Origin of the sequence: Demequina flava (assembly GCF_000975035.1) — a bacterium.
GTDB classification, from domain to species: domain Bacteria; phylum Actinomycetota; class Actinomycetes; order Actinomycetales; family Demequinaceae; genus Demequina; species Demequina flava.
In genome coordinates, this window is sequence record NZ_BBRA01000002.1 from 26,341 (window position 1) to 47,516 (window position 21,176).

Genomic DNA, 21,176 nt, shown 5'->3' on the forward strand with positions numbered 1-21,176 from the left:
GGCACCCATGACACGTCACGTTCTCGTCACTGGAGCGAACCGCGGCATCGGCCGTGCAATCGCTGAATCCTTCGTCACCGCTGGCTACACCGTCAGCTCTATTCACCGCAGCGGAGACTTGCCGGAGGGCGTCGACAGCGCCATCGCGGACATCACCGACACGGAAGCGGTCAACGCCGCGTTCGACACTCTTGAGGAACGTCACGGCCGGGTCGAGATCCTCGTCGCCAATGCGGGTGTCACGAAGGACGGGCTGCTCATGCGGATGTCCGACGAGGACTTCGAGTCGGTTCTCGACGTCAACCTCGCAGGCACGTTCCGTTGCGTGAGGCGCGCGTCGAACTCGATGCTTCGTCAGCGCTTTGGCCGCATCATCCTGGTCGGATCCGTGGTGGGCCTCATGGGCAACCCCGGCCAGGTCAACTATTCGTCGTCCAAGTCCGCGCTCGTGGGCATGGCACGCTCCATCACCCGCGAGATCGGTGCGCGTGGCATTACTGCCAACGTCATCGCGCCCGGGTTCATCACGACGGACATGACCGGGGAGCTCGACGAGGACCTCGTGAAGCAATACGAGGGCAACATTCCCGCGAAGCGCTTTGGCTCTACGGACGATGTTGCGGCGGCGGCTCTGTACCTCGCTTCTGACCAGGCTGGCTACGTCTCCGGAGCCGTGCTGCCGGTCGACGGCGGCCTGGGGATGGGTCACTAATCCAACCTTCACTGCCGTGATTTCACGGTGGCAGATACTGTCTCGCGCCAGCATGGCTGTCGCGCTGACGCGAATGATTGGCTAGGCCGCTAGGCTCTGGCTCAGGAGGAAACACTTACATGGGAATTCTTGAGGGAAAGAACATCCTCGTCACCGGCGTGCTGACGGAAGGCTCCATTGCCTTCGACGTCGCACGGTTGTGCCAGGAACAGGGCGCGACCGTTGTTCTCACCGGAGTGGGACGCACACTGAAGATCACGCAGGCGATGGGCCGGCGCTTGCCCGTTGAGGCCCAAGTGGTGCCGCTTGACGTGACTGACCCTGAGCAGCTTGGTCAGTTGGCCGACTCTGTGCGTGAGCACGTGCCTCACCTCGATGGCGTGGTGCACTCCATCGGCTTCGCTCCCCAGAACGTCATGGGCGGCGGCTTCATGGACGGCCCTTGGGAAGACGTCGCGACGGCCATGCACATCTCTGCTTACTCGCTCAAGGCGCTCGCTGAGGCGACGTTGCCACTGATGAGTGGCGGCGGCTCGATCGTGGGCCTGACCTTCGACGGCACCGTTGCCTGGCCTGTCTATGACTGGATGGGTGTAGCCAAGGCCGCACTCGAATCGACGAGCCGCTACGTGGCCCGCGACCTGGGCCCCCAGGGCATCCGCTGCAACATGGTGTCCGCTGGTCCAATCAAGACCACTGCCGCGAAGAACATCCCCGGCTTCGAGCAGATGGAAGGAACCTGGTCCGAGCGCGCGCCGCTGGGATGGGACTCCACAGCAACAGAACCCACAGCCAAGGCCGTGACCGCGCTACTAAGCGACTGGTTCCCGGCCACCACCGGAGAAATGGTGCACGTCGATGGCGGCGTGCACGCGATGGGACAGTGACATGCCGACTTTGATTCTCGCGCGCCACGCTAAGGCGGAGCGCCCCGCAGGACTGCAGGACATGGACCGACCGCTCGCGCTGATTGGTCGCAAGGCCTCAGCACACCTGGGCGAGGAGCTCGTGTCTGCGGGCCTGAGCCCCACCCTCGCGCTGGTGTCCCCAGCCAATCGCACCCAGCAGACATGGGGCCTCATGTCTTCCGGGTTTGACCAGTGCGAACTGCGCACGGTTGACGACCTCTACGAGACGCACGTCGACGGACTCCTTGACGTCCTGCGTGAACTCGGTGATGAGGACTCTGTTCTTGTGGTCGGGCACGAGCCGACGTCCTCGGCCACCGCCGCATACCTGGCCTCAGATGAATCCGACACGCCCGCTTTGAAGTCCGTGGCACAGGGCCTGAGTACCGCGACGGCAGCAGTGTTGACGTTCGACGGCGCTTGGTCTGAGCTGGGCTCGCGTACCGCGCAGCTCACGCAGGTTGTGTCCGGCCGCGACGTCGAATGACCTCGTAGTACGTAGCGTGGGCGCGTGATGAGCGCGTCCACGCTTCCAGTCAGTCGTGACCGTCACCCCTGTCCATGGTGCCGGACGCATTGATCTCGATTGTGCGGTGTACCGAAGCGCGTCGTTCCGCTATCGCCCAGCGCTGAGCCTTGAGCGTGAAGTTGTCCTCATAAGTTCCAGCGGTCAGCGTGCGCGTGCCATCGGAATGCTCTGTGAGTACCCACACATCCGTGAGCACATATGCCTCGTCCGCTCCGCGCAGGGTGACAACCGTGTTGGAGTTCCAGTGGTGCATGCCAGGCTGACTGTTCCACTGCCGCAAAATGGCCTGGCGGGTCTCAGCGTGTCCGGCGAATGCGGCGCTTCCCACATCCCACACGCCATCGGGGTGAAATGCTCCCAAGAACCGAGTGAGATCACGTTTGTTGGCGCCGTGCGAGTAGGCCGCAATGACCTCTCGAATCTCTTCCCGAGCCTCGAGCGCCGCTAGGCGCTCGAGCACAGACTCGACAAGAAGGTCCGGCTTAGGGGACACCATGGCGCTTCGTGAGATGCGGGGCTCTAGCCGCGGGCATCGATGACGTCGACGACTGCCATCAAAGACGGCTCGTTCACCGCAGCATCGGCTTGACTTTGTACAACGGGCTTCGCGTTGAACGCGATCCCGAGCCCCGCTGCCGCCATCATGTCCAGGTCGTTGGCGCCGTCGCCGACAGCCACTGCATGGGCCGGATCGACTCCCACCTGTGCGGCGTACTCACGCAGCGCCGTCGCCTTCGCGGCACGGTCGATGACCGGCCCCAGTGTGCGTCCCGTGAGCTTGCCGTCTGCGACCTCGAGCCGGTTGGCCCGGTACAGCGAGATACCGATCTTTTCCGCGAGGGGACCAACGACCTCCTCGAAACCGCCAGAGACGAGCGCTGCGGTCCATCCGCGGGCCTGGAGCGTGGAGATGAGCTCGTGAGCACCAGGAGTGAACTGAACTTCGTCCAAAACTTCCGCGAAAACGGTGTCGGGCACGCCTTCGAGGGTTGCCACCCGCTGTCGCAGTGACTCTCCAAAGTCGATCTCGCCACGCATGGCGGCCTCTGTCACTGCCGCTACTTCAGGCTCCGTGCCAGCGCGCGCCGCAATCATCTCGATGACTTCGGAGGTAATGAGGGTGGAATCAACATCCAGGATGATGAGTCCTGCGCTCATGCGCTCACCACTGTGCCCTTGGGGATGACGGTGATGCCGGAGTCCGTGACAGTGAATCCGCGCTCGATGTCGCTTTGGCGGTCGATGCCGACGCGTGCGCCCTCTTCGACGACCACGTTCTTATCCAAAATGGCGCGGTGAACTTGGGCATGCCGGTGAACCATGACGTGGTCCAGCAAGATCGAGTCAGACACCGTTGACCACGAGTGCAGGCGCACGCCAGGCGAGAGCACTGAACCCGTCACTGTGGCACCTGAGACGATCACGCCAGGGGAGACGACAGAGTCTGCGGCGTGGCCGAGGCGTCCCTCCTCCGAGTGAATAAACTTCGCGGGAGGCTCGGTAATGAGTCCCTGGTGGAGGGGCCATTCGTGGTTGTACACGTTGAAAATTGGCTGCACAGCGATGAGATCCATGTGTGCGTCGTAGTAGGAGTCAATAGTTCCCACGTCGCGCCAGTAGTCGCGGTCCCGGTCGGTGGAGCCGGGCACATCGTTGTCGACGAAGTCGTAGAAGCCGCACGTGCCCTTGTCGACGAAGTGCGGGACGATGTCGCCGCCCATGTCGTGCTTGGAACTGTCAGATTCCGCGTCGGCCTTCAGCGCAGCCAGAAGCGGTTCCACGGACGCGACATAGTTACCCATCGACGCCAAGACCTCGCCGGGGGAGTCAGGCAATCCCTCGGGGTCAGTGGGCTTTTCTAGGAACGCGCGGATGCGTCCTGGGTTTTCCTTGTCGATGTCGATCACGCCGAACTGGTCAGCGAGCTCAATGGGCTGACGGATTCCTGCAACCGTGAAGTCTGCTCCCGAGGCAATGTGAGAGTCGACCATCTGCGAGAAGTCCATGCGGTACACGTGGTCGGCACCGACAATCACCACGATGTCCGGCTGCTCATCTTCGATGATGTTGACCGTCTGATAGATCGCGTCAGCGCTTCCCAAATACCAGTGCTTACCGCGGCGCTGCTGCGCCGGAACGGGAGCCACGTAGTTGCCCAGCAACGGCGACATGCGCCACGTGCGCGCAATATGGCGGTCCATCGAGTGAGACTTGTACTGCGTCAGCACCACGACGTGCAAGTAACGCGAGTTCACCAAATTGGACAACGCGAAGTCGATCAGCCGGTACGTGCCGCCAAAGGGAACTGCTGGCTTGGCACGCGCAGCGGTGAGGGGCATCAGGCGCTTGCCCTCACCTCCGGCAAGGACGATGGCAAGTACTTTCGGTTCGGGCATATTGTCAGCATAGGGGCATGTTTGGCGCGTGAACAGGGTGTACGCGCCGCTCAAAGCGATACCGTGGGATACATGCGAGCAGACATCCTCACCCGCGAGTACCCACCACACATCTATGGCGGCGCCGGTGTACACGTCACCGAACTGGCTGCAGTGCTGCGTCAACACATGGACGTCGAAGTCCGCGCGTTCGACGGGCCGCGTGATGAACCTGGCGTGACGGGCTATGACGCCCTTGGCGGTGGCGTGGGTGATGCCTCGCTCGACGTGCTGGCCCACAACCTCCCAATGGCGAACGACTGCGCCGGCGCGGACCTTGTGCATTCGCACACCTGGTACGCGAACATGGCCGGTCACTTGGCCGCGAAGCTGCATGGCATTCCGCACATCATTAGTGCCCACTCGCTTGAACCTCTGCGCCCGTGGAAGGCAGAGCAGCTCGGCGGCGGGTATCGCGTGTCCTCGTGGATCGAGCAGACGGCGTACGAAGGCGCCGACGCGATCATCGCGGTCTCCGGCGGGATGCGCGACGACGTTTTGCGCTCGTACCCCAACGTTGATCCCGAGCGCGTGCACGTGATCCACAACGGCATCGATGTGGACGCGTGGGCCGCCCCTGAGACTGATGACGAACGCACGGCGGCCGATGCCGTGGTCGCCGATTGGGGTATCGACCCCAATCGTCCTGCGATCGTTTTCGTAGGCCGCATCACGCGACAGAAGGGCTTGCCGCTGTTCTTGCGCGCTGTGGAGCAGTTGCCGCCCGAGGTCCAGGTGGTGTTGTGCGCCGGTGCACCTGACACCAAAGACATCATGACTGAGGTCTCTGGCTTGGTCTCGAGTCTTCAGGAGCGCCGCGACGGTGTGATCTGGATCGACAAGCACTTGCCGCGTCCTGAATTGGTCGCGGTCCTCGATGCCTGCACGGCATTTGTGTGCCCCAGTGTGTACGAGCCGCTGGGCATCGTGAACCTTGAAGCAATGGCGGTCGGTCTGCCCGTCGTCGCGACGGCGACGGGAGGAATCCCCGAGGTCGTTGTCGACGGTGAAACGGGAATCTTGGTCCCCATCGAGCAGGTCAGCGACGGTACGGGGACCCCGATCGATCCCGATCGGTACATCGCCGATCTCGCGGCAGCGCTGGCAGAGGTGGTGTCTGACCTAGACCGTGCCAAGGAGTGGGGCGCGGCCGGTCGAGCCCGAGCCGCGGAGCACTTCTCGTGGGAAACCATCGGCGAGCGCACGGCAGCCCTATATAACGACATCCTCCGATAGGCTGAGCGACCATGACCGAGGTGCTGAATTTCGCAGGCGTGCAGTTGCGCCGCGGAGACAATCCGATCCTGCGAGACATTGACTGGAGTGTCGACTCCTCACAGCGGTGGGTAATTCTGGGCCCCAACGGTGCAGGCAAGACGACGCTGACCAACATTGCCTCTGCCCGCATGCACCCGTCTGAGGGGCAGGTCACGGTGTTGGGCGAGGTCCTGGGCCACACCGACACTCACGACCTCCGCACTCGAGTGGGTCTCACGTCCGCAGCGCTTGCCGACCGAATCCCCGACGACGAAACCGTGCGTGACGTCGTCATGACCGCCGCGTACGGAGTGACCGGACGTTGGCGAGAAGAGTACGAGCAGATTGACGAAACTCGTGCGGATGATCTCCTCGCGGCTTTCGGCATGCTCGATTTCACGAACCGCGCGTTCTGGACGCTCTCCGAGGGAGAACGTAAGCGCGTACAGATCGCCCGCGCGCTCATGACCGACCCGGAACTTCTCATCCTGGACGAGCCTGCAGCTGGTCTGGACCTCGGAGGCCGCGAAGAGTTGCTTGCGGCCTTGACCGAGATCGCTAGCGATCGGCGTTCGCCCGCCATGGTGATGGTGACCCATCACGTCGAGGAAATCCCGCAGGACTTCACGCACGCACTGCTGTTGCGCGAGGGTCGGATCGTGGCCGCTGGACCGCTTCACCAGACCATCACGTCGGCCACCTTGTCTGAGGCCTACAACATGCCTGTTGCGCTCCACGCTCACCAGGGTCGCTGGACCGCCCGCAAGGCCTAGCTGAACCGCGCCCAAGTCATCCTTGAGGCCGATGCCTTCACAGCATCGGCCCTGCTAGGTTTCCCCGTATAGGAGGTGAAGCCATGGATTCTCTGTGGTGGTTTGTCGCTGCGATCGTGCTCGGCATCGTTGAGATCTTCACGTTAGACCTGGTGTTTGCGATGCTCGCCGCCGGGGCTCTCGCAGGTGGTGCAGCCGCGCTGCTGGGAGCACCTTTCTGGCTGTGCATGGTCATCGCGTGTGTTGTCGCGGCGTTGATGATTCTGACGCTGCGACCGTGGCTGCTGAAGTCCATTCGCGCCCGGTCTGTCCTGGTCGAGACGAACTCTGCGGCACTCGTGGGCGAAGACGCCCGCGCAGTCGATGAGGTCACCGAATTTCGTGGCCGCATCAAGTTGGGCGGCGAAGTGTGGTCAGCACGTACGCGCGATGACGCCGAGCCCATTTCAGAAGGCACGGACGTCACCGTGATCGAGATTAAGGGCGCGACGGCAATCGTCGAGCCAGAGAAGAAGGGGGAGTAACTCATGTCTATTGCACAGATTGTGATTACCATCATCGCGATTGTTTTGGCGATCTTCGTGATCGCAGCACTCGCCAAGGCGGTCCAGATCGTTCCGCAGACGGAAGCGCGCGTCGTCGAGCGCCTCGGACGCTACAACCGCACCATGGAGGCCGGCATGCACTTGCTGGTTCCCTTCATCGACAAGGTCCGCCAGAAGGTCGATCTTCGCGAGCAGGTGGTTTCCTTCCCACCGCAAAACGTCATCACCTCGGACAACCTGAACGTCGAGATCGACACGGTCGTCTACTTCCAGGTGACGAACGCCAAGGCGGCCGTTTACGAGATCGCCAGCTACATCGTTGGTATGCAGCAGCTCACGGTCACCACGATCCGTAACGTGATCGGAACCATGGACCTCGAGCAGTCGCTCACCAGCCGTGATCAGATCAATGGCCAGCTGCGCACTGTGCTCGATGAGGCCACGGGCAAGTGGGGCATCCGCGTGGGTCGCGTCGAGCTCAAGGCGATTGACCCGCCGCTGTCCATCAAGGACTCGATGGAGAAGCAGATGCGCGCCGAGCGTGACCGTCGTGCCGCCATCCTGACGGCGGAGGGTGTCAAGCAGTCGCAGATCCTCACCGCAGAGGGTGAAAAGCAGTCGGCCATTCTGCGCGCTGAGGGTGAGGCTCAGGCCGCGATCCTCAACGCCGAGGGTGAGGCCCGAGCCATTCTTCAGGTGTTCGACGCCATTCACGAGGGTGACGCGGACTCCAAGCTGCTCGCATACCAGTACCTCCAGGTGCTGCCGGAGATCGCGAAGACCGACTCGAACAAGGTGTGGTTTGTGCCCACCGAGTTCACCGGAGCGCTCAAGTCCATTTCCGCCGCCTTTGGGCAGGAAGAGCAGCTTGATCCGTTGACTCGTGACCAAGATCGCGATCGTGAGCGTTCCTCACGCATCACCTCAGCACTGGCGGACCCGGCCGAGGCGCTCCGCCAGGCCAAGCAGGAGGTCGAGGACGCGACGTCTGACGCCACCGACGCCGGAACGCGCTCTGGCCGTCCCTTCAACCCGGACGCCGAGCGCGGCCAGCAGTAGTCGCCTGTACCGCTCGTCAGCGCCCCCGTCACCGTCAAGGTGCCGGGGGCGTTGCGCTCTACCCACCCATTTCCCCTGGCCGTACATACTCGGCGGGAATTCGAGCCCCGCCGGCTCCTGGCCGTCGATTCTCGGTGGCCCGGGCGCACTGAGACAATGAGGCTGTGATCACCGACCCCACCGACCCGCGGCTTGACGACTACCGCAACCTCACCGACGTGGCGCTGCGCCGCAAACTCGAGCCCGAGCGCGGCCTGTACATGGCGGAGGGCGCCAAGGTGATCGAGCGAGCCCTCACGGCCGGACACCAGCCCCGGTCAATTCTCGTGAGCGAGAAGTGGGAACCGGGCATCCGCGAGGTCCTTGAGCGCACCGGCGCGACGACAGACGTCTACGTCGCACCAGAGTCGCTCCTTGAGAACGTCACCGGCTACCAGGTCCACCGCGGAGCTTTGGCCGCCATGCATCGGCCCGCTCTCACCGATCCCGCGGACCTGGTGAAGAATGCGCGGCGCGTGATTGTGCTCGAAAGTATCGTCGACCACACCAACGTTGGCGCGATTTTCCGCTCGGCCGCAGGAATCGGGGCTGACGCGATCCTGGTCGCGCCCACCTGCGCCGACCCGCTCTACCGACGCAGCGTGAAAGTGTCGATGGGCACGGTGTTTCAGGTGCCGTGGACACGCGCGGAAAACTGGCCCGGGACGCTCACCGACCTTCGCGACCAAGGCTTTGCTGTGGGGGCGCTGGCGCTATCGGCCGATGCTGTGAGCCTGGATGAGTTTGCGGCCGCCGGTCACGAGCGAATCGCCTTGGTTATGGGGGCTGAGGGGGATGGATTGAGTCGCGCGGCGCAGCAGGCGGCCGAGAGAATCGTCACCATACCCATGGCGGGAGGGGTGGACTCGCTCAACGTCGCCGCAGCCGCCGCGGTGGCGCTGTGGGCGGTGCGCTGAATCACGGTGAATGACCACTCTGTTGGTTGACGAAGTGGTGCATGTCAGGGTCTACTGAGATACTCGAACATATGTTCGAACGCGAGGGTTTCTCGCGATGACCAGTGGAGTGACATGTCGACCCAATCGCCGACCCCGGACGCCGCTCAGCAGCAGCGACTGGCTCGCGCGCGCGATGCGCTTCAGGGCGTGCAGGCGCGCTGGGGTGTGACGCGTGAAGCGCAGCAGGCTCCAGCTGTGTTGCCCCTGTCGGAGGGCGTAGCCGAGGTGATGCCGGCGGGGCTCACTCGCGGCCACGTGGTGCGCGTGCAGGGCTCAACCTCACTCATGCTGGCGCTAGCGGCGGAAGGGTCCAAGGAGGGGTCCTGGGCTGCAGTGATCGGCATGCCCGCGGTGGGTGCTGTCGCGGCTGCACGGCGAGGAATGGACTTGTCGCGGCTCGTCCTCGTTCCGCAGCCGGGGGCTCAAGCGGCGGCTGCTGCGGGCGCCTGCGTTGACGGCATGGACCTCATACTGCTTGGCGCGAACCTTGCCTTGTCCGACGGCGATCGTCGCCGGCTCGCGGCCAGGGCGAAGGAACGCGGTTGCGTGATCCTCACTTCGGGACGGTGGCCCGGGGCGCAGACGGACCTCCACGTGGAACGCACGCGCTGGAGCGGGCTAGGAGCAGGGGGTGGACGGCTACGCAAGAGCGAGATGACGGTGGCGGTCACCGGTCGCAGACAGTCGGGGGTGCGGCGGGTCCGGGTGGTCCTGGATCGGGACGATGCTTGGGTGTCGTCGTCAGCGTCCGCGACGGTTCGCGAGGGGGCGGCATGACCGCTCCTGTTCACGCCGGCTCTGGCGCTGTGTCGACCACACGGCGCATGGTGTTGTGGGTGCCTGATTGGCCCGTGGTTGCCGCGATGCGTGAGGCTGGCCTGAGTCCGGACGTGCCAGCGGCCGTGTTGCATGGGCGAGGGATTACGGCCGTCTCGGCCGCAGCGCGCGCTGCCGGAGTGAAGCGGGGCAGCACTAAGCGGGTGGCGCAACGACTGTGCCCTGACCTGGCTCTCTTGCCCTACGACGAGGGACGCGACTCGCGCACGTTTGAATCCGTGGCGGCGGCGGCAGAAGACGTCGTTGCCGGTGTTGAAATCTCCCGGCCCGGGCTGTTGATGATCCCGGCAAACGGAGCGGCGCGCTTTCACGGATCCGAGGAGGCCTTGGCCGAAGCCCTTGTGGGGTCAGTGGCACAACTGAGCGAACACGAATGCCTGGTGGGAGCCGCCGACGGACTGTTGGCTGCAGTCATGGCGGCACGGTCCTCCGTGCTGGTGCCCCCAGGACAGTCTCAGGAGTTCCTCGCCCGCGCGGGAGTGCAGGTGCTGACACTGGCGGCGATGGAGCGACGGCAACGCGAGGCGGTCGAGAACCTCGTAGGCGTGCTGACCCGGTTGGGGATCCAGACGCTCGCCGAGTTCACGGCGCTGCCGCTGGGGGATGTTTTGGCTCGGTTCGGCCAGGTGGGCCGGTGGGCGCATCGCGTGGCTCTGGGCGAAGATGTGCGTCCGCCAGTGCTGCGGCGCTCCGAAGAGGACATCGCGGTCTCGTTTGAGTTTGAGGAACCAGCCCAGCGGGTCGAGCAGCTTGCCTTTGTCGCGGAGCATGTCGCGACACAACTGGATGCTGCACTCTTGGAGGGCGGGGTGCGGTGCGGGCGGGTCAACATCAGTGCCAGGACGGAACACGGAGACGTGCTGGAAAGGGTGTGGCGCACGGATGTGGGGGCCCGCTCGGGAGCGTTCGCAAAGCACATGACAGACCGCGTGCGCTGGCAGCTGGAGGGATGGCTATCGGGTACGGCAACGGGGCCGGAGCCAGCCCCCATTTGCGCACTGACGGTCACGGCTCAGGACGTCGTGGCCCTCGGTGACGAACAGGCCTATCTGTGGGGAGGAACCTCAGGGGCCGATGCCCGGGCGCAGCGCACCGTTGAGAGAATGCAGTCGTTGCTGGGCGCTGATTCCGTGCTGTCGGTGCGTGAACAAGGTGGCCGTGCGCCACGCGACCGGATGCTGACATTGCCGTGGGGCCAAGAAGCGCGGACCGCACGCAAGGTTGAACACCCGTGGCCAGGGCGGATTCCTGACCCTGCACCGGCCACCGTGTTGCCGATCGCGGAGCCCATGGAGGTGCTCGACGCCGGAGGCACTCCGGTCTCGGTGGGCCGGCGTCTCACCATGAGCGCGCCTCCTACCTGGGTGCGCCTGCAGGCAGAGCCTGGCAAGGGCCCCGTCGCCGCCGCGCGCAGACACCCCGCATCGGGCCATGTGGGAGCCAGCCCCACCTGGGGCCAGGCCCGTCCGGTGGAGGCCTGGGCCGGACCGTGGCCAGTGGTGGAGCGATGGTGGTCTGAGGACTCATCCAGGCGCGCCTATGTGCAGATCACGGTGCGCGCTGAAGACGAAGGCTCTGACCTGGCCGTGCTGGCGGCATTCAGTGAAGGCCAATGGTGGCTGGAGGCGGTCTATGACTAGCCCTCCCCAGTACGCGGAACTCCACGCGCACAGCGCCTTCAGCTTTCTTGATGGGGCCAGCCAGCCGGAGGAGATGGTCGCAGAGGCCGGGCGTCTGGGGCTGAGCGCGCTCGCTATCACCGACCACGACGGTCTTTACGGCGCAGTCCGGACCGCCAACGCTGCGCGAGCGATTGGCATGCCGGCCGTCTTTGGGGCGGAACTGCACCTCGGTGCCCCCGAGGTTCCCGGCGGTCCGCCCGTCTTGGATCCCCCCGCAGGAAAACCTGATCCCCGCGGCAGTCACCTGCTGGTGTTGGCCCGCGGTGCTCGTGGCTACGGGCGCCTGTCTCACGCCATTGGCATGGCGCACCTGGCTACAGGAGAGAAAGGACTCGCGCGCTACACCCTCGAGGACCTCGCGGACGCAGGGGCAGGGGAGTTCCTCGTCCTGACCGGATGCCGTAAGGGATCGGTACGGCGGGCGCTCGCGGGCATCGGCGTGCCCGGGGTGAGTGCGCTTGGCGGGACTGTGACGCCTCAAGGATTCACGGCTGCGAAGCGAGAGCTTGAGCGCCTCACGTCCTTGTTTGGTCGCGACAACGTCGCAGTGGAAGTGACCGACCACGGCGACCCCCTCGATTCTGAGCGCAACGACGCCTTGGCGGACCTTGCTTTCGACGCCCACCTTCCACTCGTGGCCACCACGAACGCGCATTACGCCACCGAACGCGACGCCGACCTCGCCGGAGCCATGGCTGCGGTGCGGGCGCGCTCGTCACTTGACGACATGGAAGGGTGGCTACCGGGTGGAACGGGTAGTCATTTGCGGTCGGCCACAGAGATGCTGAATCGGCACCGTCGCCATCCTCAGGCGGTGGCGACCGCCGCGGCCCTTGCTGCAGAGTGCGCTTTCGATCTGCAACTCGTGGCGCCCAACCTCCCGCCGTACCCGGTGCCTGAAGGTCACACGGAGGCATCGTGGCTACGAGAGCTCGTGCGCCGGGGCGCCCATGCTCGCTACGGCTCGCCTCACGACGAACGCATTCCGGGCGCATGGAAGCAGCTGGAGCACGAGCTCAACGTCATCGAAGCGCTCGACTTCCCCGGCTATTTCCTGATCGTCCACGACATCGTGAACTTCTGTCGCGAGCAGGACATCCTGTGCCAAGGCAGGGGATCGGCGGCGAACTCAGCTGTCTGTTACGCCCTGGGGGTGACTGCGGTGGACGCCGTCACGCATGGGTTGTTGTTCGAGCGTTTCCTCGCGCCCGAGCGCGACGGTCCTCCTGACATCGACGTCGACATCGAATCCGACCGCCGCGAAGAAGTCATCCAGTACGTCTTCCAGCGCTTTGGGCGTATCAACGCCGCGATGGTGGCCAACGTCATCCAGTACCGCCCACGCTCCGCCGTGCGCGACGCTGCGAAGGCGCTGGGATACGACGTCGGTCAGCAGGATGCGTGGTCCAAAAGCATCGACCGGTGGGGCCATCTCAAAGCGCCGCAACGTGACCTGGAGAAGTGGGCCGCGACCCAGCGCGACGCCATGTGGCCTGAGCCTCCGCCTACGCAAGACCTCGATCACATTCCCGAACCCGTCGTCGACCTTGCGGAGCGACTCATGCGCCTTCCACGCCACTTGGGGATTCACCCCGGCGGCATGGTGCTGTGCGATAGGCCGGTCATTGATGTGTGTCCGGTGGAGTGGGCGCGCATGCCCGGTCGCACCGTCTTGCAGTGGGACAAGGATGACTGCGCCGATGCCGGGCTCGTGAAGTTCGACCTTCTAGGTCTCGGCATGCTGTCCGCGCTGAAGTATGCGTTCGGGTTCATCCGCGATACCGAAGGCCGTGAGCTGGGGCTGCACTCGCTCCCTCAGGAAGACCCCGCGGTCTACGACCTACTGTGCGCCGCGGACACCGTTGGTGTTTTTCAGGTCGAGTCGCGCGCCCAGATGGCGACGCTTCCGCGACTGCGTCCGCGACGTTTCTACGACATCGTCATTGAGGTCGCACTGATCCGGCCCGGTCCCATTCAGGGTGGCTCAGTGCATCCGTATATCTCCAGGGCACGGGGGAGGGAGCCCGTGACGTTCCTGCATCCATTGCTCGAGAAGTCGCTTGGCAAAACGCTTGGGATCCCCCTGTTCCAAGAGCAACTCATGCAAATGGCGATGGATTGCGCCGGATTTGATGGGGCGCTGGCGGATCAACTGCGCCGCGCGATGGGCTCCAAGCGCAGCCCGGAGCGCATGGAACAGCTCCGTGCGCGGTTCATGGTGGGCGCCCATGAGCGGGGGATTACGGCCGATGTCGCGGTACAGATTTTCGACAAGCTCAAGGCATTCTCAGACTTCGGTTTCCCCGAGTCTCACTCGTATTCGTTTGCGTACCTGGTGTACGCCTCGAGTTGGCTCAAGGTGCATCAGCCAGCCGCGTTCTATGCGGGACTCCTCGCCGCCCAGCCGATGGGGTTCTATAGTCCGCAGTCCTTGGCCGCAGACGCCCGCCGTCACGGTCAGGTGGTTCTCCGGCCGTGCGTAGATCGCTCGGACGTCTTGGCAAAGGTGGAAAGACTGGATTCCCCGTTCGAGACTCCGGAAGAGGCTCGCGATGATCTGGCGCGTCTCAGTCGCGTTGACCGCACTCTGGCGGTGCGGATGGGACTGGCCGCCATCAAGGGACTGGGCAAGGACGCTGCAACCGCCATCGCTGCGGCGCGGGAAGCAGGCCCTTTCGCATCGCTGACAGACATGGCCCGCCGCGTTCGGGTGACACCCGCGGGAGTGTCAGGTCAGGCGGGTCTTGCCCCCGCCAAGGGGCTCACGGTGGCGCAGTGGGAAGCCCTGGCCACGGCAGGGGCGCTCGAGACGCTTGGCGTGACGCGCCGTGAAGGGTTGTGGGCGGCCGGCGCACTGTCAAAGGAAGGGCCAGACACCCTTCCGGATGCAGTGCCGGGCGTTCAGGCCCCCATGCTGCCCGGAATGAGCGTGGTCGAAGAGGCAGTCGCGGACGTGTGGGCGTCCGGAGTTTCCGTGGACAGTTACCCCACAGTGTTCGTGCGCGACGGGCTCAATGCGCAAGGCGTTCTCACCGTGGCTGGGGTTCTTGACCACGAGGCAGAACGGCGCGTGAGTGTGGCGGGCGTCGTGACGCATCGTCAGCGCCCGGGGACCGCCAGGGGAGTGACCTTCATCTCCTTGGAGGACGAGACCGGGTTCCTCAACGTGATCTGTTCGGTGGGAGTGTGGAAGCGATTCCAGAAGGTGGCGCGCCGGTCCCCAGCCCTCGTGATCCGCGGGAGGATCGAGCGCGCAGACGGTGCCACGAATCTGGTCGCCGAGCACTTGGCGCCCATGTCGCTGGCTGTACCGGCGAAGAGTCGAGACTTCCGGTGACGAATGCGGGCTCGCTGGTTAACTGAGCGCCCTGAATGCGTGCTAGAGTTTCTTCTCGCTGAGCCGCTCGGAAGAGCGAAGCAGACACCCTGTCCGGGTGGCGGAATTGGCAGACGCGCTAGCTTGAGGTGCTAGTGCCCGTTTTAGGGCGTGGGGGTTCAAGTCCCCCCTCGGACACCACAGTGAAAGGGCCGGAGCAGACGCTCCGGCCCTTTCTGTATTTCAACCCTCCCGTGGCATGCGATGCCACCGCATGCGCCAACGGCGGTCACGCCACCCAGGTTTCACCAGGGGGGAATACCTGACAGACGCATCGGCGTTGCCCCTGATGTCCGAAGCAGTACTGGAATGACCAAGGCAAGGAGCGACCTCATGGCCACCATCTTGTGGATCATCGCAGTGATTGTCGGAATCATCGGAGTGATCCGTCTTATCCAGCGCGACTTCGTCTGGGGAGCAGTCCTCATCGTCGCAGCCTTCCTGATTGGCCCGGGTGGAGTCAGTATCTTCAGCCCGTAACGGGTGCGGCGTCATCACGGGCGCCCCACCCACATCAGTGAAGCCCGACGTCGAGGCTCATGCACCAAGGGCGTTAGCCTGAACGCATGAGCCTCGACGTCGTGAAAATCTGCCAGGACCTCATCCGCATCGACACCTCCAACTACGGAGACGAGCCAGGTCCGGGCGAGCGTGCCGCCGCCGACTATGTGGCCGAATTGCTGAGCGACCTCGGCCTTGAGCCCACTATCCGCGAGGCCCAGCCGGGCCGCGCCTCTGTCGTTGCCCGCTGGAAGGGCTCCGACCCCAGCCGTGATGCCCTCGTGGTGCACGGCCACCTCGATGTCGTCCCCGCATTCGCTGAGGACTGGTCCGTTGACCCCTTCGGCGCGGAAATCAAGGACGGACTGCTCTACGGCCGCGGCGCGGTAGACATGAAGAACATGGACGCGATGATCCTCGCGGCCGTCGCTCAGATGATCGGGGCGGGCGTCCAGCCTCCGCGCGACATCATTCTCGCCTTCTTCGCCGACGAGGAGCACGGCGGTCATCGCGGCGCCAAGTGGATGGTCGAGAACCACCCCGAGGACTTCGCAGGGGCCACAGAGGCCGTGAGTGAGGTCGGTGGTTTCAGCGCCTACGTCAACGGTCAGCGCGCCTACCTTGTCCAGACTGCGGAGAAGGGCATCCAGTGGCTCAAGCTCATCGCCACGGGCAAGCAGGGTCACGGATCCCTCGTGCACAGCGATAACGCCGTGGCACACCTCGCGGGCGCGCTCCAGCGCATTGCCGCCCATGAGTGGGAGGTCGACGTGACCCCCACGGTGGAGCACCTCCTACGCGGCGTTGCCAAGCTTGAAGGCGTCGAGTATGAGCCCACTGATGAGTGCATCGGCCGCCTTGTCGACGGTTTGGGCGCAATGGCTCCCATGATCGATGCCTCGATCCGCAACACCTCGAACCCGACCATGATGGACGCGGGCTACAAGACCAACGTGGTGCCCGACAACGCGGTGGGCTACGTCGACACCCGCTACCTCCCTGGCCAGCAGGAGCAGGTGCTGCGCAAGATCGAGGAACTTGCCGGCACCCACGTGAAGGTCGAGCCGTACATCACCGAGCGCAGCCTCGAGGCACCCTTTGAGGTGCCGCTGGTGGACAAGATGATCGGTGCGCTCGGCATTGAAGATCCTGGTGCGCCGGTCCTGCCGTACTCGCTCATGGGCGGCACGGACAACAAGCACCTGGCCGCGCTGGGAATTACCGGCTACGGCTTTGCTCCGCTCCAGTTGCCGCCCGAGCTCGACTTCCCGTCGCTGTTCCACGGCATCGACGAGCGCATCCCGGTCGATAGCCTGCACTTCGGCACCCGCGTGCTCGTGAACTTCATGACGGACTGCTGAGAGCCCGACGCAGACCGCTTCAGGCGGCGTCGGTCCGCTGCATGCGAATCACACGCCGCTTGAGCCACACGCGCCGCGTACCGCCCAACAGGATCTGCGAGCGGGCCAGTTCCCACTGCTCCCGCTCGGCACGCTCGGTGAGCATGGCACGGGCGTCGCCGCGACTCATGCCGCGCGGAATCTCCACGACGCGCCACTCGTAGCTTCTGGCGCGCGAATTTCCCTGTCGAGTCGGGGTGACTCGGTGAGTTCGCTGATCGTTGGAATGCATCACACCTCCCATTGAAGCGCGTTCGCGGTTATCGTCGAAACCATGAGCGCTGACGCACGCGACGCCTTACGACGTTTGACGGCCGCCTTCGAGGAGCATCTCGGGGCGATAGCGACGCGCCGCAGCGATGACGATCCCGCCGTCGATGACGCGTATGAAGCGCTCGGCGCCGCCTTCTTGGCGTATGAGGATGCGCTCGACCAGGAGTTCGCCGAAGGCGTGCCGCTGGTGATTGATGAGGACTTCGAGGACGATGCGCTCGATGGCCATGTCGCAGAAGACGACGATGCGCTCGACGACGACCTGGATGACTTCGACCTCGACCGATAGCGCACCGTCATGTCGTCACCGCCGCTCGGGATAGCCGATGCTTGGGGCAGAGATCTCGTCCAGCGCCTCACTGATGGCAGCCGGGAGTTCTTGGGTTTCGGCGTAGAGCGAGGGCTTGAGCTGCTCGGCGGTACGGGCGCCCACCACGGTTGACGCCACCGCCTCTTTGGCAAGGACCCATGCCAGTGCGGTGGCCTGCATGCTCCACCCAAGGCCCTCGGCTGCCGTAGCGAGTGCGCGTGTGACCGCGGTCGCCCTGTCATCCAGGTATGGCTCAACGAATCCGGCGAGGTGGTCCGACGCCGCGCGGGAATCCGCGGGGATCGCGTCCAGGTATTTTCCCGTGAGGACTCCGCGTCCCAGGGGAGACCAGCCCATAAAGCCCATGCCGAGTGCCTCGACGGCGGGCAGGACCTCGCGCTCGACTCCGCGCTGGAGGAGCGAATACTCGCATTGACTCAGAGCGACCGCAGGACGCCCGGTTGCCAGCGTGGCGATGCGCGTCATCGCCCAGGCCGGGAAGTTGGAGACGCCGACGTAGCGTGCCCGCCCTGAGTTCACGGCGATCTCAAGCGCGTGAAGCGTCTCTTCGAGCGGGGTGACGCCATCAAAGGCGTGGACCAGCCAGACGTCGACGTAGTCGGTTCCCAAGCGGCCCAGGGACGCATCGAGCGCCGCCAGCATTGAATCGCGCGAGGCGTCGATCATGCCGCCGCGTGCGGTCCTCCTGATTCCCGCCTTGGTGCAGATCTGAATGTCCGAGCGCTCGACGGTTCCACCGAGCATTGCTCCGATGGTCGCTTCCGCACCGCCGTCCGCGTAAGAGGCAGCCGTGTCGAGGAGGCTTCCGCCCGCGTCCAGGAACAGGTCCAGTTGCGCGCCAGCCTCATCGGCGTTGGTGTCGCGCGACCACGTCATCGTGCCCAGCGCGAGCCGGGAAACCTCGAGGCCGCTGCGGCCAACCCTCCTGCGTTCCATAACCCGTGACGCTACCGGTGTCGCGCGGCGGTGCGCGGGTGCGACGCGCGGGCGCTAGCCTTGCCGACATGAGTTGGTGGGAAGCAGTCATCCTGGGCCTCGTCCAGGGCATCACGGAGTTCTTGCCGATTTCTTCGTCGGCACACGTCCGCGTCGTTGGCCCGCTGCTTCCTCACGGTGCCGACCCGGGCGCGGCGTTCAGCGCCATCATCCAACTCGGTACGGAAGCGGCAGTGCTGCTGTACTTCCGAAAAGACATCGCACGGATCATTGCTGCGTGGTTCCGGGCCCTCGCTGGCCAGGACGGCACCTCGCGCGCGGAGCGCCTCGGTTCCAAGAACTCCGACGCTCGCATGGGCTGGTGGGTGATCCTGGGTTCGATCCCGATCGCGGTGATTGGTTTCCTCTTCCAGGACTTCATCGAAGGACACCTGCGCAACCTCTACTTGACGGCAGCGATGCTGGCAATCTTTGGTTTGGTGCTGGGCTTCGCCGACAAGATTGGCCGGAAGCAGCGCGAGTTGACCTCGTTGCGCGGCAAGGACGCGTTGTTCCTGGGACTGGCGCAGGCGATGGCCCTGATTCCTGGAGTCTCGCGTTCTGGCGGAACCATCTCGATGGGACTGTTCTTGGGGCTCACGCGTGAGGCCGCCGCGAGGTATTCGTTTCTGCTCGCGATCCCGGCCGTGCTGGGCTCAGCTGGCCTTGAGCTGGTGACCAACGCGGACGAACTCACGGCCGCCGGCGGCCCAGGCATCGTGAATACGGTGATCGCCACGATCGCCGCGTTCGTGGTGGGCTACATCGTGATCGTGTGGTTCCTCAAGCTCATCACGCACCACACGTTCTGGCCGTTCGTGTGGTACCGCCTCGGCTTCGCGGCACTGATTGTTGCGCTGCTTGGGGCCGGCATCATTCCGGCGCTGTAGCGCGCGCCGAAAAACGGGTGCGAACTACTCGCACGAGGGCTCTTGAAGTCTGCTGAGCCGATGCTGTGGTTGGGCGCGCGCTATGTGTCAGTCAGTGCGCTTGGGGCCACCATCGTCACGGCGGCGCAGGAAACGCTCAAACTCCGCGGCGATGGCGTCCCCGGATGCTTCGGGAAGGCTCGTCTCGTCCATGAGTGCTTCGAGTTGCTTGACGTGGTCGGCGATTTCTTCGTCCTCCTCGGCAAGTTCGTCCGCGCCGCGCACCCAGGCATCGGAGTCTTCGACGAGATCGCCGAGGTCGATGGACGTGTTGAGCAAGCGTTCGAGTTGGACAAGGAGCGCGGCGGTGGCCTTAGGGCTAGGTGGGTGCGCAATGTAGTGCGGCACGCCTACCCACAGGCTGAGAACGGTCATGCCGCGGTGCTGCGCCTCGTGGCCGAGAATTCCGACGATTCCGGCAGGGCCCTCGTAATCGGAGCGTTCAAGCCCGAACCGGGCGCGGGCGGCCTCCTGTTCAGAGGTGACGAAAGTCGGCAGCGGGCGGGTGTGAGGAACATCGACCAGCAGTGCGCCGCATGTGATCAGGGTGCTCACTCCCAGATTCTCCGCATGATCGAGGATCTCCTTGCAGAAGGAGCGCCAGCGCATCGACGGCTCAATGCCACGGACAATGCTGACCTCAGGCGCACCCTCGATCGAAGCCGTTGACACGATGGAGCCTGGCCAGGACACGATGCGATCGCCGTCTGCGTCGCGGGTGACCGTGGGGCGTGACACCTGGAAATCGTGGTAATCCTCGGGGTCAATCGCTGCATGCTCTTTGGCGTCCCACGTCTGCGCAAGGTGATCGAGCGCGGCTGAGGCAGAGGAGCCAGCATCGTTCCACCCCTCGAAGGCCGCGATCATCACGGACTCATCGGGACCCAATGCTGCGGTGAGATCGTCGGGAGTCATTGCGCCAGCCTAGACTCGGGAGGCGTGACTGCGCATCTCTCAAATCCCCAAGCCGTCCTGTGGGACATGGACGGCACCCTCATCGACTCCGAGCCGTACTGGATTGCGGCGGAAACGGAACTTGCCAGCCGTTATGACGTTCCGTGGAGCCATGAGGATGGGCTCCAGTTCGTCGGCAACCCGCTGCCCGTGTCAGCACGTGTTCTCCAGGAACGCGGCGTGGCCCTGAGCGAGGACGAGATCATCGGCTATTTGCTGATGCGTGTGCGCGAACAGGTTGTCGCGAACGTGCCGTGGCAAGCCGACGCCCGCGCTTTGCTCAATGCAACGGTGAGCGCTGGAATCCCGTGCGCACTCGTCACGATGTCGTACACGTCCTTGGCGCAAGCCCTGGTTGCCGCGGCTCCGGACGCGTTCTCCGTCATCGTCACCGGGGACCGCGTGACGCGAGGCAAACCGGATCCAGAGGCTTTCCTCACCGCCGCCGATGAACTGGGCGTCGACATCACCCGATGCGTGGCGTTTGAGGACTCGCCGGCGGGAGTGGCATCGGCATGGACCTCAGGCGCGCGCACGGTCGGAATTCGCAGGCTGATACCCATCGAGCAGCGAGACGGACTCAGCCGGGTGCAGTCTCTTGAGGGCTGGGATGTCGACACAGTGCGGCGCATTGCTGCCGGAGACGTCATCGATGAACTCGGTGACTCTGTCTAGCGAGGCACCGAGCAGGGAGCGCGGGCA

Annotated in this window: 22 protein-coding genes and 1 tRNA gene; 17 read left to right on the forward strand and 6 right to left on the reverse strand. The window is 64.6% G+C overall.

Annotated features, from left to right (window positions below; all coding sequences use genetic code 11):
* The first annotated feature begins 7 nt into the window (after positions 1–7).
* From fabG to AOP74_RS08670, 3 genes are all read left to right on the forward strand, one after another.
* Positions 8–712: a 3-oxoacyl-ACP reductase FabG gene (gene fabG, locus AOP74_RS08660; protein ID WP_061962000.1), complete on the forward strand. Its 705-nt coding sequence runs from the start codon at positions 8–10 to the stop codon at positions 710–712.
* A 119-nt stretch (positions 713–831) separates the two neighbouring features.
* Positions 832–1,599, forward strand: coding sequence for an enoyl-ACP reductase FabI (fabI, locus tag AOP74_RS08665; protein ID WP_061962001.1), 768 nt, complete (start codon positions 832–834; stop codon positions 1,597–1,599).
* A gap of 1 nt (position 1,600) precedes the next feature.
* Complete coding sequence (locus AOP74_RS08670) at positions 1,601–2,107, forward strand: SixA phosphatase family protein (RefSeq protein WP_236683793.1); 507 nt, start codon at positions 1,601–1,603, stop codon at positions 2,105–2,107.
* A 49-nt stretch (positions 2,108–2,156) separates the two neighbouring features.
* Here AOP74_RS08670 and AOP74_RS08675 read toward each other — a convergent pair whose 3' ends face one another.
* Genes AOP74_RS08675 through glgC form a run of 3 tightly spaced genes read right to left on the reverse strand, consistent with a single transcriptional unit; the run spans position 2,157 to position 4,545 of the window.
* A complete protein-coding gene (locus tag AOP74_RS08675; protein ID WP_061962003.1) occupies positions 2,157–2,645 on the reverse strand; it encodes a nuclear transport factor 2 family protein in 489 nt (162 codons plus the stop codon).
* 23 nt (positions 2,646–2,668) lie between these two features.
* Positions 2,669–3,307: a phosphoserine phosphatase SerB gene (gene serB, locus AOP74_RS08680; RefSeq protein ID WP_061962004.1), complete on the reverse strand. Its 639-nt coding sequence runs from the start codon at positions 3,305–3,307 to the stop codon at positions 2,669–2,671.
* Positions 3,304–4,545 carry a glucose-1-phosphate adenylyltransferase gene (glgC, locus tag AOP74_RS08685; RefSeq protein WP_061962005.1) on the reverse strand — a complete coding sequence of 414 codons (1,242 nt, stop codon included), beginning with the start codon at positions 4,543–4,545 and terminating at the stop codon, positions 3,304–3,306. Before glgC ends, serB begins: the two co-directional genes overlap by 4 nt.
* Before the next feature lie 72 nt (positions 4,546–4,617).
* Between glgC and glgA the strand changes: the two genes are divergently transcribed.
* The 11 genes from glgA (at position 4,618) to AOP74_RS08735 (ending at position 16,973) form a co-directional block, all read left to right on the forward strand.
* Positions 4,618–5,820 carry a glycogen synthase gene (gene glgA / locus AOP74_RS08690; protein ID WP_061962006.1) on the forward strand — a complete coding sequence of 401 codons (1,203 nt, stop codon included), beginning with the start codon at positions 4,618–4,620 and terminating at the stop codon, positions 5,818–5,820.
* Positions 5,821–5,831: 11 nt separating this feature from the next.
* Complete coding sequence (locus AOP74_RS08695; RefSeq protein ID WP_061962007.1) at positions 5,832–6,614, forward strand: ABC transporter ATP-binding protein; 783 nt, start codon at positions 5,832–5,834, stop codon at positions 6,612–6,614.
* 83 nt (positions 6,615–6,697) lie between these two features.
* A complete protein-coding gene (locus tag AOP74_RS08700; RefSeq protein ID WP_061962008.1) occupies positions 6,698–7,138 on the forward strand; it encodes an NfeD family protein in 441 nt (146 codons plus the stop codon).
* Between the two features lie 3 nt (positions 7,139–7,141).
* On the forward strand, positions 7,142–8,218 hold the full coding sequence (locus AOP74_RS08705) for an SPFH domain-containing protein (RefSeq protein WP_061962009.1): 1,077 nt from the start codon (positions 7,142–7,144) through the stop codon (positions 8,216–8,218).
* A 164-nt stretch (positions 8,219–8,382) separates the two neighbouring features.
* A complete protein-coding gene (locus AOP74_RS08710) occupies positions 8,383–9,174 on the forward strand; it encodes a TrmH family RNA methyltransferase (RefSeq protein WP_061962010.1) in 792 nt (263 codons plus the stop codon).
* A 114-nt stretch (positions 9,175–9,288) separates the two neighbouring features.
* Positions 9,289–9,993, forward strand: coding sequence for a DnaE2-dependent mutagenesis accessory factor ImuA' (gene imuA', locus AOP74_RS08715; RefSeq protein WP_061962011.1), 705 nt, complete (start codon positions 9,289–9,291; stop codon positions 9,991–9,993).
* Positions 9,990–11,693 (forward strand): DNA polymerase Y family protein, encoded by a 1,704-nt coding sequence (locus AOP74_RS08720; RefSeq protein ID WP_082096332.1) that lies wholly within the window; start codon positions 9,990–9,992, stop codon positions 11,691–11,693. Before imuA' ends, AOP74_RS08720 begins: the two co-directional genes overlap by 4 nt.
* Complete coding sequence (locus AOP74_RS08725; protein WP_061962013.1) at positions 11,686–15,072, forward strand: error-prone DNA polymerase; 3,387 nt, start codon at positions 11,686–11,688, stop codon at positions 15,070–15,072. The genes AOP74_RS08720 and AOP74_RS08725 overlap by 8 nt, the downstream gene beginning before the upstream one ends.
* A gap of 91 nt (positions 15,073–15,163) precedes the next feature.
* Positions 15,164–15,252 (forward strand) — tRNA-Leu (locus AOP74_RS08730).
* Positions 15,253–15,444: 192 nt separating this feature from the next.
* Positions 15,445–15,591, forward strand: coding sequence for a GPGG-motif small membrane protein (locus AOP74_RS12275; RefSeq protein ID WP_169746277.1), 147 nt, complete (start codon positions 15,445–15,447; stop codon positions 15,589–15,591).
* An 86-nt stretch (positions 15,592–15,677) separates the two neighbouring features.
* Positions 15,678–16,973: a M20/M25/M40 family metallo-hydrolase gene (locus AOP74_RS08735; protein ID WP_061962014.1), complete on the forward strand. Its 1,296-nt coding sequence runs from the start codon at positions 15,678–15,680 to the stop codon at positions 16,971–16,973.
* Positions 16,974–16,992: 19 nt separating this feature from the next.
* On the opposite strand, the gene AOP74_RS12395 is transcribed toward AOP74_RS08735, so the two are convergent.
* Entirely contained in the window at positions 16,993–17,256 is a 264-nt protein-coding gene (locus AOP74_RS12395; RefSeq protein ID WP_369345501.1) for a DUF5703 family protein, read from the reverse strand.
* Between the two features lie 30 nt (positions 17,257–17,286).
* Here AOP74_RS12395 and AOP74_RS08740 point away from each other — a divergent pair, with 30 nt between their 5' ends.
* Positions 17,287–17,574 carry a hypothetical protein gene (locus AOP74_RS08740; RefSeq protein WP_061962015.1) on the forward strand — a complete coding sequence of 96 codons (288 nt, stop codon included), beginning with the start codon at positions 17,287–17,289 and terminating at the stop codon, positions 17,572–17,574.
* 15 nt (positions 17,575–17,589) lie between these two features.
* On the opposite strand, the gene AOP74_RS08745 is transcribed toward AOP74_RS08740, so the two are convergent.
* Positions 17,590–18,552: an aldo/keto reductase gene (locus AOP74_RS08745; RefSeq protein WP_061962016.1), complete on the reverse strand. Its 963-nt coding sequence runs from the start codon at positions 18,550–18,552 to the stop codon at positions 17,590–17,592.
* A gap of 68 nt (positions 18,553–18,620) precedes the next feature.
* Between AOP74_RS08745 and AOP74_RS08750 the strand changes: the two genes are divergently transcribed.
* Positions 18,621–19,481, forward strand: a complete 861-nt coding sequence (locus AOP74_RS08750) for an undecaprenyl-diphosphate phosphatase (protein WP_061962577.1) — start codon at positions 18,621–18,623, stop codon at positions 19,479–19,481.
* 87 nt (positions 19,482–19,568) lie between these two features.
* On the opposite strand, the gene AOP74_RS08755 is transcribed toward AOP74_RS08750, so the two are convergent.
* Complete coding sequence (locus AOP74_RS08755; RefSeq protein WP_061962017.1) at positions 19,569–20,435, reverse strand: PAC2 family protein; 867 nt, start codon at positions 20,433–20,435, stop codon at positions 19,569–19,571.
* A 24-nt stretch (positions 20,436–20,459) separates the two neighbouring features.
* Between AOP74_RS08755 and AOP74_RS08760 the strand changes: the two genes are divergently transcribed.
* A complete protein-coding gene (locus AOP74_RS08760) occupies positions 20,460–21,149 on the forward strand; it encodes an HAD family hydrolase (protein ID WP_061962018.1) in 690 nt (229 codons plus the stop codon).
* The last annotated feature ends 27 nt before the right edge of the window (positions 21,150–21,176 follow it).

What these genes read in the sequence shown, in the direction of transcription:
- AOP74_RS08700 (WP_061962008.1), top strand. Translation starts at nt 6,698, where the DNA reads ATGGATTCTCTGTGGTGGTTTGTCGCTGCGATCGTGCTCGGCATCGTT.
- AOP74_RS08745 (WP_061962016.1), bottom strand. Translation starts at nt 18,552, where the DNA reads ATGGAACGCAGGAGGGTTGGCCGCAGCGGCCTCGAGGTTTCCCGGCTC.
- AOP74_RS08705 (WP_061962009.1), top strand. Translation starts at nt 7,142, where the DNA reads ATGTCTATTGCACAGATTGTGATTACCATCATCGCGATTGTTTTGGCG.
- AOP74_RS08720 (WP_082096332.1), top strand. Translation starts at nt 9,990, where the DNA reads ATGACCGCTCCTGTTCACGCCGGCTCTGGCGCTGTGTCGACCACACGG.
- AOP74_RS08750 (WP_061962577.1), top strand. Translation starts at nt 18,621, where the DNA reads ATGAGTTGGTGGGAAGCAGTCATCCTGGGCCTCGTCCAGGGCATCACG.
- imuA' (WP_061962011.1), top strand. Translation starts at nt 9,289, where the DNA reads ATGTCGACCCAATCGCCGACCCCGGACGCCGCTCAGCAGCAGCGACTG.
- AOP74_RS08755 (WP_061962017.1), bottom strand. Translation starts at nt 20,435, where the DNA reads ATGACTCCCGACGATCTCACCGCAGCATTGGGTCCCGATGAGTCCGTG.
- serB (WP_061962004.1), bottom strand. Translation starts at nt 3,307, where the DNA reads ATGAGCGCAGGACTCATCATCCTGGATGTTGATTCCACCCTCATTACC.
- AOP74_RS08740 (WP_061962015.1), top strand. Translation starts at nt 17,287, where the DNA reads ATGAGCGCTGACGCACGCGACGCCTTACGACGTTTGACGGCCGCCTTC.
- AOP74_RS08735 (WP_061962014.1), top strand. Translation starts at nt 15,678, where the DNA reads ATGAGCCTCGACGTCGTGAAAATCTGCCAGGACCTCATCCGCATCGAC.
- AOP74_RS08670 (WP_236683793.1), top strand. Translation starts at nt 1,601, where the DNA reads ATGCCGACTTTGATTCTCGCGCGCCACGCTAAGGCGGAGCGCCCCGCA.
- AOP74_RS12275 (WP_169746277.1), top strand. Translation starts at nt 15,445, where the DNA reads ATGGCCACCATCTTGTGGATCATCGCAGTGATTGTCGGAATCATCGGA.
- AOP74_RS08675 (WP_061962003.1), bottom strand. Translation starts at nt 2,645, where the DNA reads ATGGTGTCCCCTAAGCCGGACCTTCTTGTCGAGTCTGTGCTCGAGCGC.
- AOP74_RS08695 (WP_061962007.1), top strand. Translation starts at nt 5,832, where the DNA reads ATGACCGAGGTGCTGAATTTCGCAGGCGTGCAGTTGCGCCGCGGAGAC.
- glgA (WP_061962006.1), top strand. Translation starts at nt 4,618, where the DNA reads ATGCGAGCAGACATCCTCACCCGCGAGTACCCACCACACATCTATGGC.
- AOP74_RS12395 (WP_369345501.1), bottom strand. Translation starts at nt 17,256, where the DNA reads ATGGGAGGTGTGATGCATTCCAACGATCAGCGAACTCACCGAGTCACC.
- fabI (WP_061962001.1), top strand. Translation starts at nt 832, where the DNA reads ATGGGAATTCTTGAGGGAAAGAACATCCTCGTCACCGGCGTGCTGACG.
- glgC (WP_061962005.1), bottom strand. Translation starts at nt 4,545, where the DNA reads ATGCCCGAACCGAAAGTACTTGCCATCGTCCTTGCCGGAGGTGAGGGC.
- AOP74_RS08725 (WP_061962013.1), top strand. Translation starts at nt 11,686, where the DNA reads ATGACTAGCCCTCCCCAGTACGCGGAACTCCACGCGCACAGCGCCTTC.
- fabG (WP_061962000.1), top strand. Translation starts at nt 8, where the DNA reads ATGACACGTCACGTTCTCGTCACTGGAGCGAACCGCGGCATCGGCCGT.